This window comes from Dulcicalothrix desertica PCC 7102 (assembly GCF_003991905.1).
GTDB classification, from domain to species: Bacteria; Cyanobacteriota; Cyanobacteriia; order Cyanobacteriales; family Nostocaceae; genus Dulcicalothrix; species Dulcicalothrix desertica.
Window position 1 is genome coordinate 201,500 of the sequence record NZ_RSCL01000005.1, and the last position, 12,079, is coordinate 213,578.

Sequence of the window (12,079 nt, forward strand, 5' to 3'; positions counted from 1 at the left end):
CAGTGCATTTGTGGACGACACCTAATTAAACAACATACAGGTACCTACACGTAAGAGGAGGTTAATTTTGAAGTTTTTAGCACAACGTTGCAATTAGGGACTTCCAAAATTTAATTAACTATCTTGTGGGGTGGGCATCAACGCAAACGCCCTCAATATCGACAGGGCAAGAGAAAGCCCATCTTACAAGATAATTTTGGGTGTTTTATTATTTGGAAGTGCCTGAATCCAAACTTGCTTAGACGCAGTAATGCTGGGTTAAGAAGATTTGTAGGTTGACTGGAACGCGAGTGGGTAATCCAACAATTGCTCCATATATTTGGTGTTGGGTTCCGTTCCTCCACCCAACCTACAAATTGGGTTACGCGATGCCTAGTACTTTGCGTAGAACTGTTTGGTCTTCTGATTTGACTTTTAGGCGCCCATTTTCGATGTCGCGTATCCAGCTTTGGCTTTTGCCTGCGAGTTTAGCTAGTTCGCGTTGGGAGAGGTTGAGTTTTTTTCTTGCTTGGGAAATTTGGTCACCTATTAGTCCTGATGTGGTTTTAGTCTTTTTTCGGTTTCTTGTTGTGGTGAGATGCTTTTTTTTAGCTTCGGATAGTGCTTGCTCAAGTTCGGGTGGTAGGTCGAATGATAAAATGCGCGCGTTCATGAGTAAATTCCATTTGCCTCTTGGACCTGCGTCGGTGAGACGTGAGTTACCACCTCCGTCATTAATCCAAAATTCGATAGCTTCGTCGGGGTCTTCGGGAATATCAACTAGCTTTGCCCACATTGGCTGAATATTGGGTGGATAGGTGATGGGGTCGAATTTGGGTTTCATTCCGTAGTGATTTAGTACTTCCAAGTCACTTTCAAAGGTTTTCAATAAGCGTTTACGGTCGTCACGCTGTCTACAAGCTGTGGCAACTTTTTTTTCTCCGTAGGCTACGCGCAGTAATGTAGGGACGGTGATGCGCTGTTCTTTACCCATTTTGGTTTTGAATAATAACCACAGCATTAAACGCGCGGCGCCTTCGTGTTGCTGCCATATACTCATCACTGTATTCAACAGCGATTTAGGCAAACTACCATATTGATAATAGGCGTTACGCTGCTTACAGCCTTGCTTGTTTAGAAAATATTGTGCCCAAATTCCGGCTTTGACTTTAAAAGTTAATCCAATTAGATATTTACATCCCTTGTCGTCTTCTTGGAAGTGGTGTTGAATATCAACCAAGTGCCACAAAGGACTTTTTTCTATTTCAAATCCTGGTACTCTACCCTGCTGTGCCCAACTAATTGATGTCATTAGTGAACAACAACTGCGAACCCAGTTTTTCATTAATGTTAGCTTCGCAGTTTTGTTGAGGTCTTTACGCTTCTCTAATCCCAAATATTTCTCGATTTGTTTGTCATCTATAACAAACTCTTGGTTCCACGGTTCGAGGAGGGCAGTTGCATGTGCTGCAAAAATTAGATTTACGAGTGCAGCACGAATATCTAGAGCTTCAACTGCTGCTGTTGTTGTCGCCAGTTGGTCGCTAAATGGTACTGCTAGATGAAATGCTATGTTACCCTTACCTTGGTTAACTTGGCGCTGATAGCAGATATACCCATCTTCATCGAGTTCCCACGGTAGAGACGTGCGTTGTGCTAAAACATTAGAAGCTTCCCAAATTGCAATTGCAGAAGCAAAGGGATTATTCTTGCCGTTAGCAAATAAATTTGAACTAGTGACTTCGCGTGGTTCAATCTTGCATCTTCCGCGTTTCACCTGTAAGGGAATAGGAGATTTAGTCGGACATATGGTCAAACATTGAGGTTCGGAGTAAAAACCCTCACAGTTATTACATAGACAAGGGTCAATCCAATATTCGTCATTTACAAGCTTGATAGCACCCACAGGGCATTGAGGACGACATTTATCGCATTCAATGCAACTGCTATTTGGAATTGTGTAAGGCATAAGGTAATGGCCACATTACTTCATTCGTATGCTTGGTTATAAATTAGCCCCTGGATAGCAGAATGTTAGTTCATATAAGTATTTAGAATACTTTGATTTGAATACTATTCAGGGTTATTAGTCGATTCGTTTTATTCTGAATGTTTTCTATTCATAACAATTCCACAAACAACTTTACAAAGTTGTTCATAACGAGCCAAGATGTCTTGATTTTTCATATTCATAGCCCCAATAAAATTTCCTAATCCTTCCTATTTATTTATCTGTACAAGCTAATAGTTCTTGAGTAACACAAGCGACTATATTTAAAACTTCGGCGCCTTTGTTAATATTATTAATAAATAATAAAAAATATAAAAATGTAACCAAAATAACCCTTTGTATAAATAATATTGTAGGGTGCGTGACGTTTACAACAAACTCAAACGAAGCAAATAACCCCGTAACGTCACGCACCATATTATAATTTTTTATTAATTGAGAACAAATATCAATGAAGGATGTTTTAAAAATTATAAAATGTCATTAGTCACCGTAGCGAAGAATCTATAATATTGCAGTTGGAAAGAGATGCTTCACTACGGTGAATCATGACATTTAACAAACGGTTAATAAAAATAATTTGCATTACAAATAAAAATATTTAATTAGCATATTTACAAAAAAGAATAAAAACTATTTTTTAACATAGACAATAATGTTACTTTTTCAAAAAAAAGCATCTGATAACATCAAAACTAGAGAGTGAATAAAGTACTAGTGCATAGGGTAAAATCTAGCACAAAATTAAACAAAAAATTGCTGAAGGTTAACACATGGCTACTCTAACAGGTTTGACATTTGGTGGAAAAACTTGGACACCTAAATTTGTTCAAGAAATTGACCAAGATAAATGTATCGGTTGTGGCAGATGCTTCAAAATCTGTGGACACGATGTATTGCTGTTAAAAGCAATGAATGAAGAAGGTGAGTTTGTCGAAGATGAAGAAGACGATGAAATTGAAAAGAAAGTCATGACTGTAAAAAATCCTGACAATTGTATTGGTTGTGAAGCTTGTGCCAAAATTTGCTCGAAAAATTGCTATACTCATGCGTCGTTGGATAATTAATTGAATGCACAGGCTGCACAGGCAAGATGCCTGTGCTACAATTTGTTTTTAAATATTTTTATAACACGTTGTAGAGACGCGCAAATTTGCGTCTCTACATTTATGTTTATTATTAACATATATAATAAAAAATAAGATATTAAAAAAACTTAAAAATTTAACTAAAATCTATCAAAGTGTGTCAAAACTAGAAATAGTAAAAACAGGTTTAAAGGTGTAAGAGGCAATTGCTATCAAGTTATTAACCTTCAAGTATTTATTTGTAGCAATACCCACGTATCTATAAAAGCAACACCCTCAACGACAAGAAACACTTATCGTTTTTAGTATGCAACAAGTTCCTGTTTCTCTTTTGACCCTTGTTGCTGGCATACTCGTTACACTTGTAAGCATCTGGGTAGGTCAGCACTCGGCTAGTTTGTTACCAGTGCAAGCATCTGAACAAGCTCCACTAGTAGACAGATTTTTCCAAATTTTGGTTGGTATTGGTACGGCATTGTTTTTGATAGTGCAAGGCGCCATTGTTCTTTTCATGTTTCAATATCGGCAGCGTCAAGGTGATGACCGTGATGGAACGTTAATCGAAGGAAATTTCCCGTTAGAAATATTCTGGACAGCGATTCCCTCGATAATAGTCATTGGACTTGGAATATACAGCGTTGATGTATACACGCAGATGGGTGGTTTGAGTGTAGGGCATCATTCAATGGCTGAACATGCTGCTGCACCAGTTAAGGGAACTGCCTTGGCTGGAACACTGAGTGAAACTTCTGATATTGAAGCACTAACTGAAGAAATACCGAAAGACGAAGTTATTCCAGAACCAGCGAGAGCAGAAACATCATTAGAAGAAGCACCTGTTGAAGCACCATTACTGGCGCCTATCGAAGAACCTATAACTCTCCCTGTTAAAACACCAATAAAAAGACCAGTCAAAAAATTGGTAAATGTACCTCAACCAGGTATTGGTATTGGCGCCAACCCAAAAGTTTTGGGTAATGCTGCGGATTTAGTTGTGAATGTAACAGGTATGCAATTTGCTTGGATATTTAATTATCCTGAAACTGATATTACATCTGGTGAGCTACATGTACCTGTGGGCGCCGATGTTCAAGTAAATCTTGCAGCGTCAGATGTTATTCACTCTTTGTGGATACCGCAATTCCGACTAAAACAAGACGCTATACCCGGACAAGCAACGGGTTTAAGATTTAAAGCTACCAGACCAGGTACATATCCGATAGTTTGTGCAGAACTTTGCGGAGGATATCATGGTTCGATGCGTTCTCAAGTCATTGTTCATACACCCGATGAATATCAAGAATGGCTCGAATCAAATCGTATTGCTAGCGCACAAAATCAACAAATAGCAGCAGCTTTACAAACCCACTAACCTTTCTCCCCTTCAAAGGGGGTGGGTAATCCATACTCATACAAATTTTATGACATTACAACTTCCACAAAATAGTCCTCCTGGGAAAAAACCAGAGAATGTGGTCGTTACCAGCCACACCACCCATCAAAAAGCTTGGAAATGGTACCACTACTTTACATTTAACGTTGACCACAAGGTAATTGGCATACAGTATTTAGTTACTGCATTTGGCTTTTATCTGATTGGTGGGTTGATGGCAGTGGCAATGCGTACTGAGTTAGCCACTCCCGACCCCGATGTACTTGACCCAAACTTGTACAACGCTTTCATGACTAATCACGGCACCATCATGATATTTCTTTGGATTGTGCCTAGTGCTATTGGTGGTTTTGGTAACTATCTTGTACCACTAATGATAGGCGCCCGTGATATGGCATTTCCAAAATTGAATGCCATTGCGTTTTGGCTTAACCCACCTGCGGGACTTTTGCTAGTTGCAAGTTTCTTTTTTGGTGGTTCACAGTCAGGGTGGACGGCATATCCTCCATTGTCACTGATAACGGCGCCTATCGCTCAGAGTTTGTGGATTCTGGCAATTGTACTAGTAGGTACTTCATCAATTTTGGGTTCGGTAAACTTTGTCGTCACCATATTAAAGATGAAAGTACCCAGTATGCGCTGGGACCAACTACCTTTATTTTGCTGGGCAATTTTAGCAACCTCTGTTCTAGCGTTAGTGTCTACTCCTGTATTAGCGTCGGGGTTAGTTTTATTACTGTTTGATATCAACTTTGGAACATCATTTTTTAAACCAGATGCGGGTGGAAACGTCGTTTTATATCAACACTTGTTCTGGTTCTACTCGCACCCGGCAGTGTATTTAATGATTCTGCCTGTGTTCGGTATCATGTCCGAAGTGATTCCTGTACATTCACGCAAACATATCTTTGGTTATAAAGCAATTGCTTACTCTAGCTTGGCGATTTGCGTAGTAGGTTTGTTTGTGTGGGTTCACCACATGTTTACCAGTGGTACCCCAGGTTGGATGCGGATGTTCTTTACTATTTCTACTTTATTAGTTGCTGTACCCACAGGTGTAAAAATCTTTGGTTGGGTTGCAACACTTTGGCAAGGTAAAATTCGTTATACCAGTGCAATGCTATTTGCCATTGGTTTACTGTCAATGTTTGTGTTAGGGGGTATTGGTGGTGTCATGCTTGGAACCACTCCCTTCGATATTCACGTTCACGACTCATACTATATAGTTGCTCACTTCCATTACGTACTATTTGGTGGTTCAGTATTTGGTATTTACTCAGGTATTTACCACTGGTTCCCCAAAATGACTGGAAGAATGCTTAACGAAACTTGGGGACGAGTTCATTTTGCTCTAACTTTCGTTGGTACTCACCTTACTTTCTTCCCTATGCACGAATTGGGACTACAAGGAATGCCTCGTCGTGTTGCTATGTATGACCCACAATTTACAGCTATCAACCAACTTTGTACTTACGGCGCCTTTTTATTAGCTTTCTCTGTAATACCTTTTACTATCAACGTGATTACAAGTTGGAGAAAAGGCGAAGTCGCAGGTGATAACCCTTGGAATGCGCTCACTCTGGAATGGACAACTGCTTCTCCCCCAGCAATTGAAAACTGGGAAGAATTACCTGTTGTTATACATGGGCCATATGAATATGGTCTAACCGATAATCATCGCGCGGACGGACTATCAGAGGCGCGGAGTTAGGAGTTAGGAGTTAGGAGTTAGGAGTTGGGAGTTAATAACTTATAATTCCTAACTCATAACTTTTTAACTTACGACTCTTAACTCAGCACTCAGCACTCAACACTCAGCACTCAGCACTTTTAACTTATATGACAGCAGTAACACCAACAGATACATCCCACCACGAGGAACATCCTGATTTACGGGTTATAGGTTTATTAACCTTTCTTGCTTCAGAGTCGCTGATGTTCGGTGGATTCTTTGCAACTTACTTGTTTTTCAAAGGAGTAACTCCTGTTTTTCCGCCTAAAGGTACCGAGGTAGAGTTATATTTACCTGCTATTAACACTGCTATTCTGGTTTCTAGTAGCTTTGTGATTCACCTTGGGGATGCAGCAATTAAGCGTGGCAGTGTCTGGGGAATGCGGTTTTGGTATTTTGTTACCGCTATTATGGGCGCCACCTTTTTAGCTGGTCAAATTTACGAGTACCAGCATTTGGGATACGGTCTAACGACAAATATATTTTCCAACTGCTTTTACATTTTGACTGGGTTTCACGGTTTACACGTTTTTATCGGACTGTTGTTGATTTTGGGTGTAATTTGGCGGTCGCGGCGCCAGGGCCATTATTCTGCCCATAAGCACACTGGTATCGAAATGGCAGAAATATACTGGCACTTTGTGGATATTATTTGGATTATCCTGTTTTTGCTTTTGTATGTAATGACTCAGTTTTAGGGTATGGGTTTTGTTTTTTGATGTTGGGGGCGGGTGATAACGAAAAATCATTGTTGTTTTCGATTTTGGTTTTTTGTTATCGATTCGGACGGGGCGGGTTTACAGGATTTTTCGTTACTGTTTAAAGTTGTGGGTTAACCCGCCCCTACAATAACATTTTCCTCGATATTTTTTATTATGTTTTCTTGGTTTAACGTTCCGGATGATATTAAACAACTATTAATACTTGCTGCTGATAACTGGCAAGATACGTCAAAATCACAGCACTATATAAATCAAGCACTAAGTCAAACAGATAATTCTATAGATGTTTTAGTTGCTGCATATCGTTACTTTTACTATAAAAATAATTATGAAATGGCACTAAGTACAGCTAATCAGGTTATAAATAATATTAAAGACTCAGAAAATTTACCGGATAACTGGGAACAACTTCAACCTGTGTTATTTAGTCGTAAAGAAGACTCGCAAATTCGACTTTATTTAAATGCTTATGCAGCTTCAGGATTAGTGCTAGCAAAGCTTGGTGATATTGAACAGGCTAAAACTATTTGCGAGCGTATTAAAGAAATTGATGTAAATAACGAATTTGCTGGCGCCAGTATTTTGCTTGATATTCTCACTCGTCCACCTGAAAACGAAGATGATTAAAATCCCCGCATTGTAGAGACGCGATTAATCGCGTCTCTACATTTAGGTCTTTTTCACAAATCATGTGGGACTGGTATATGTTACAATTCTGAATAATTTCTCAAAATGATAATTTATTATTTAGGGATGCAGTAAATAAAATTTATGTATTATTTATGGCTTCATGGGCAATTGAATATTTTTTGATTGAAGTTTTTTACTTTGACTTTAGTATCTGAATTTTATTTATTCTTTTAGTATATTCTTGCTTATTACCCTGCTGTAAATATAATGTGGCAGCTTTTTCTAAGTCATTAATAGCTGCTGAGATATTTCCCTGTTGCTCGTATATACCACTTCTATTGGTATAAAAAGTAGGTTCCTTAGAATTAATTTCAATTGCTTTATTAAAATCATTGATTGCTGCCTCAAGTTTGTCTAATTGAAAGTAAGCAAAACCTCGTAAATTGTAGTAATAACCATCTTTAGATTCTTCTGTAATTGTTTTGGTAAAGTCATCGATTGCAGCTTGATAATTTTTTAGCTGATAATTAGTTCTACCTCTGTTACTATAAAAATATATAATATTAGAGTTTATTTCGATAGCTTTATTAAAATTTTCAAGAGCTAGATTAAATTTATCTAAATTATAGTATATAACTCCTCTACTATTGTAATAGTAAGAATTTTGTGGATTTAAATCAATAGCTTTGTTATAGTTAATAATTGCATCTGCGTATTTTTGCATATCACGATAAGCTAAAGCTTTTTGATAGTAGGTTTCGGCGTGCTTAGAGTTGATATTTATTGCTTGATTGTAATTATCAATAGCTACTATATGCCTACCATTTTTGGCTTCAATTATTCCTTGTGCTAAATGGGACTCTGTAAGATATTGATTAATATTGTCAGATAAATGAGGAGTTTCTGTTAACGCCAGATTTAAACTATTAATAGCCTCATAATAATTACCTTTTTGATAATGTTCTATTCCCTGTTGATAATATACTGGGCTAGTATTTGAATCTACAGACTTCTTAGGTGTCTCTGTACTTTCTTGAGTTATTTGATTAGAGTTATTTTGCGTTAGATATTTATAATCATTAACTTTTACTGTAAAAAAGAAAGAATGTATTATGGGTATCGCAGCCGTAATAAAAGAACCAATACCGAGAATTTTTAATACAATTTTCCAATCCTCACCTTTTTGTGCTATGGTTATTGGTGCTTGTAATTTATGATTTTGTTTTAGTTGGGATTGTCCCTTTGACGATGTAGGAGTAAACATAGTAGCACCGTTTGCAGGAATATTCAGAGTTTGTGGCCCTTGTTGTGATTGCTGTTTTGCTTGTGGTGGTGTAACTGCATTTGCAACATGCGGGAAAATATCTATTCCAAGTTGGTGTTCACGTTCACACCAATAGCACTTGCCATAAACTTTACTGTAGGAGTGATTTGCTACTTTACGACAAGCAGTTAAATCAGAAAGCGCTATTCGCAAAGCATTACACCAATCTTGTGCTGTTGGTCGTAATCTGGGAGATATATGACCATCGTTAAAACATTTTAAAAATAATTTTTGAATTTCTGGATGAACAACATTTAAAGGTATTGTATTTTGGGTAGGTTGGAGAGGACTATTTTGACTGTACAACCAAAAGCCTTGCCTAATAAGTTCATTTTGTTCTAATTGGTCTCCATGACCAACCCACTTTCCCATAAACGGATGATAGCCAAAAAGCAAATGATGAATGATTACGGCTAATCGAAAGCGGTCGTGATATCTGGTTTGATTTAATGAAGACAATTCTTTATTCAGCAGTTCAGGAGGGGTAAAACCTTCTAAAGCAACATTACATCGGTAAACTATCCCAGTTTTGGCATCAGTCACTTGAAATGAATCAGTATCGATTATAGATACCAATCCCTTATCATTGACAAGAAAATTTTTTGGATTCATATCACCGATAATATAGCCCTTAGCGTGAATCGCACTTGCAATAAGCGCTACATTATATGCTGTCGCGTTTAAGTAATACCAATTAAATCTAGGAGCATAGTTTAGTCGGTGCTGCGGGCTATATACGTAGGGTAGTTCCTTTGCTTGGTTAATAATCGGCATCAAAAAGCCAACGCAGTTTCCTTGAAGATCTATTAATAATTCCTGTACCCAGGCAATAGAAATATGATTTTGGCTTCTTGTCGGGTCTTCTGGTGGATTTGCCAGCATCAGTTGCAGTTTTTTGACCCTTTCTGCATCAGGCGAACAATAGAACTTAGCTAAATATCCACTACGATTTGTTTGCCAAACCTCTCCTTCTCCACCACTAGTCAGCTTTTTTGTCAACAAAATAGACTGACCTTTGCTATCACGATATTGTGTCATATAGGGTAGTCTCAAATCATCTTTCTAACATCAGCGAAAAGGTAAGTATAAAACAGTCCCTAGCAATAATCCTAAAATAGTATTGCTTAAAGTCACAATTATTACTGCTCTAATCCTATATATAAGTTGTATTAATGTACTGTGATTTTTAATTTTATATTTATAATTAATAGGTTTATTCCTGGTTTTATTAAACCATTTAAATAGATTAGTAAAAGTCATGGATAAAACACAAATTACAACAGCAATGCCAAATCCAAAAACTATCCATTTTCTTGGGTTTTGTTGCATCCATAAAGATGCTAGTAAATAGCCTGCTAACATATTACATAGGAAGCTAACTATTAGAAAATCCCAAGAAACCTTTACTGAGTCCTTAATTATTGGAGATGAAATAGCTTGCTTTGCTACTTCTTTAGGCTTTATGTAATATAAATTTATTGATGGTGCATGTGATGAGTAAATTTTAGATTTACTTTCTCCTTCATACAAGCACAAAAGCAGAGTTTTATCATCATCAGTACGTGTATTTACATCTTCTGAAGTTAGCCACTTTTTAATATCCTCTTCTTCTTGCTCAAGTTTTTCCGTAATTTTTAGCCCTTCCTCAAAGGGTTTAAAGAAGCCAGAGGAGGGCTTCCAGTCACGGAAGTTAATTGCAAGTCTTTCTAGTCCATCTGTGGAAGCACAAATAAATTTAGGATTGTATAATACATCCATTTTATAATCTGCATCCTTTGATGTTACAAATATTGTTTCGTTGGCATATTCTCCTTTATCAGGCGGAAAAAATAATTTATATTCATTGGAATTTTCAGCACGTATTACAATAAAGCCATCCCCAATTTGCATTGCAGCAATCCAATCAGGAGTGGCAATAAAAGCTAGTAAAGTACAAGCTAAATCGTTAAAATCACATTCTTGCTCAGATGCTTTTGCTTTTAATTCATTTTTTACCTTATCTAAAATTTCCCTAAAAACTTCCCTAAAAACTTCCCTAGCTAATTCACTTACTATTGGTTGCTGTAAATCACGTTTCTTTTCTTCCTTGAGATTTTTAAAGAATTCCTCCAAGTGAAAAAGAGCCGTTTTAACTGCTAACTTTGCACCAATGTTAGAGAATTTGGCACTACCAGCCCCATCAGCAACTGCACCTACAATCACATCATCAATAACTTTATGTTCACTATAGTCTTGACACGGTATATTGCCCTGTTTATGACTAGTTCCTTTAACAGAACTTCCAATAGCTTTCCACCCCATAAAATACCTCACCTTTTAAACAGATACTTGACTCCATCCTACAGAAGGAAGCGCTATCATTGTTCCTCCCGGTTTGCTGTGAGAAACCTGTTTCATTGACTGACTTAGCCAGAGAAACATATCTCTAAATTTCAATCCATCTAGCCATATAGGTGGACGTTCTGGTGGAGCTATCTGGCTTAAAGTCGTTATATCCGCTCCTTTGACACCAACTGTAAAGAAGGAGATTTTCCGATTATTTTCTGCATCTCTAACACGCTGTGCTGCATTCTGCCAATAATCTGTTGGCGCCCCATCCGTAATTAACCATACCCAAGGGCGATAGTATTGGATACCGTTTTCTCTATAATTTTCTTTACGTTCCTCAAGCAAATCTAAAGCATAGTTAATAGCTTCTCCCATAGGAGTAGCACCGTAAGCTTTCAAGCCGGAAGGAACGAACTGGTCGATAGTGACGAAGATTTTGAGCCACACTTACTGACTCACCAAATGTGACAATAGCTACTTCAACTCTAAGACTAGCAAGTCCGTCTTGTTGAATTGACTGTTTGAAAGCCATAATTCCATCATTTAACTCTTTGATTGGTTGACCGCTCATAGAGCCTGAAGTATCAAGTAGCAAAATAACAGGGCATCGTGGCTCAGGGTTAAAAACAAATTCTGGTAGTCCTACAGGCATTTGTCGAGTTTAATAGTACTTACAATTACCATTGTGCTAGCCTCTTTTATTACATTGCATCAGAAAAAATACTAGGATTTTCCTGTTTCTTTTGAAAAGCATTGAAGATTATTTATCAAGCATTAGTAGCTCTAAGCTTTGATTTGCATCGAGATTAAGTATATATTTATACACTATTCTGAGATTTATTCTCGTTTTATAGATGTTAGAACGTGAATAG

Annotated in this window: 9 protein-coding genes and 1 pseudogene; 5 read left to right on the forward strand and 5 right to left on the reverse strand. The window is 37.5% G+C overall.

Translation table 11 applies throughout. The features are described 5' to 3' along the window. Window positions 1-361: 361 nt before the first annotated feature. Both DSM106972_RS12280 and DSM106972_RS12285 read right to left on the reverse strand, forming a co-directional pair. Window positions 362-1,948, reverse strand: coding sequence for a helix-turn-helix domain-containing protein (locus DSM106972_RS12280; protein WP_127080976.1), 1,587 nt, complete (start codon window positions 1,946-1,948; stop codon window positions 362-364). 255 nt (window positions 1,949-2,203) lie between these two features. Then, window positions 2,204-2,407: a hypothetical protein gene (locus DSM106972_RS12285; protein WP_127080977.1), complete on the reverse strand. Its 204-nt coding sequence runs from the start codon at window positions 2,405-2,407 to the stop codon at window positions 2,204-2,206. Window positions 2,408-2,763: 356 nt separating this feature from the next. Between DSM106972_RS12285 and fdxB the strand changes: the two genes are divergently transcribed. From fdxB to DSM106972_RS12310, 5 genes are all read left to right on the forward strand, one after another. Further along, a complete protein-coding gene (gene fdxB / locus DSM106972_RS12290; protein WP_127080978.1) occupies window positions 2,764-3,057 on the forward strand; it encodes a ferredoxin III, nif-specific in 294 nt (97 codons plus the stop codon). A 328-nt stretch (window positions 3,058-3,385) separates the two neighbouring features. Next, window positions 3,386-4,450: a cytochrome c oxidase subunit II gene (locus DSM106972_RS12295; RefSeq protein WP_233786971.1), complete on the forward strand. Its 1,065-nt coding sequence runs from the start codon at window positions 3,386-3,388 to the stop codon at window positions 4,448-4,450. Window positions 4,451-4,499: 49 nt separating this feature from the next. After that, window positions 4,500-6,182 (forward strand): cytochrome c oxidase subunit I, encoded by a 1,683-nt coding sequence (ctaD, locus tag DSM106972_RS12300; protein ID WP_127080979.1) that lies wholly within the window; start codon window positions 4,500-4,502, stop codon window positions 6,180-6,182. A 128-nt stretch (window positions 6,183-6,310) separates the two neighbouring features. Then, the gene (locus DSM106972_RS12305) at window positions 6,311-6,901 is read left to right on the forward strand and encodes a cytochrome c oxidase subunit 3 (protein WP_127080980.1); all 591 of its coding nucleotides are present in this window, start codon (window positions 6,311-6,313) and stop codon (window positions 6,899-6,901) included. 177 nt (window positions 6,902-7,078) lie between these two features. Next, the gene (locus DSM106972_RS12310; protein WP_127080981.1) at window positions 7,079-7,552 is read left to right on the forward strand and encodes a hypothetical protein; all 474 of its coding nucleotides are present in this window, start codon (window positions 7,079-7,081) and stop codon (window positions 7,550-7,552) included. Between the two features lie 196 nt (window positions 7,553-7,748). Here the strand turns inward: DSM106972_RS12310 and DSM106972_RS12315 are convergent, their stop codons facing one another. From DSM106972_RS12315 to DSM106972_RS55775, 3 genes and pseudogenes are all read right to left on the reverse strand, one after another. After that, entirely contained in the window at window positions 7,749-9,917 is a 2,169-nt protein-coding gene (locus tag DSM106972_RS12315; RefSeq protein ID WP_127080982.1) for a tetratricopeptide repeat protein, read from the reverse strand. Between the two features lie 30 nt (window positions 9,918-9,947). Beyond that, window positions 9,948-11,180, reverse strand: coding sequence for a PP2C family serine/threonine-protein phosphatase (locus DSM106972_RS55335; protein ID WP_127080983.1), 1,233 nt, complete (start codon window positions 11,178-11,180; stop codon window positions 9,948-9,950). A 15-nt stretch (window positions 11,181-11,195) separates the two neighbouring features. Continuing rightward, window positions 11,196-11,859: pseudogene (locus DSM106972_RS55775) on the reverse strand (vWA domain-containing protein). Between the last annotated feature and the right edge of the window lie 220 nt (window positions 11,860-12,079).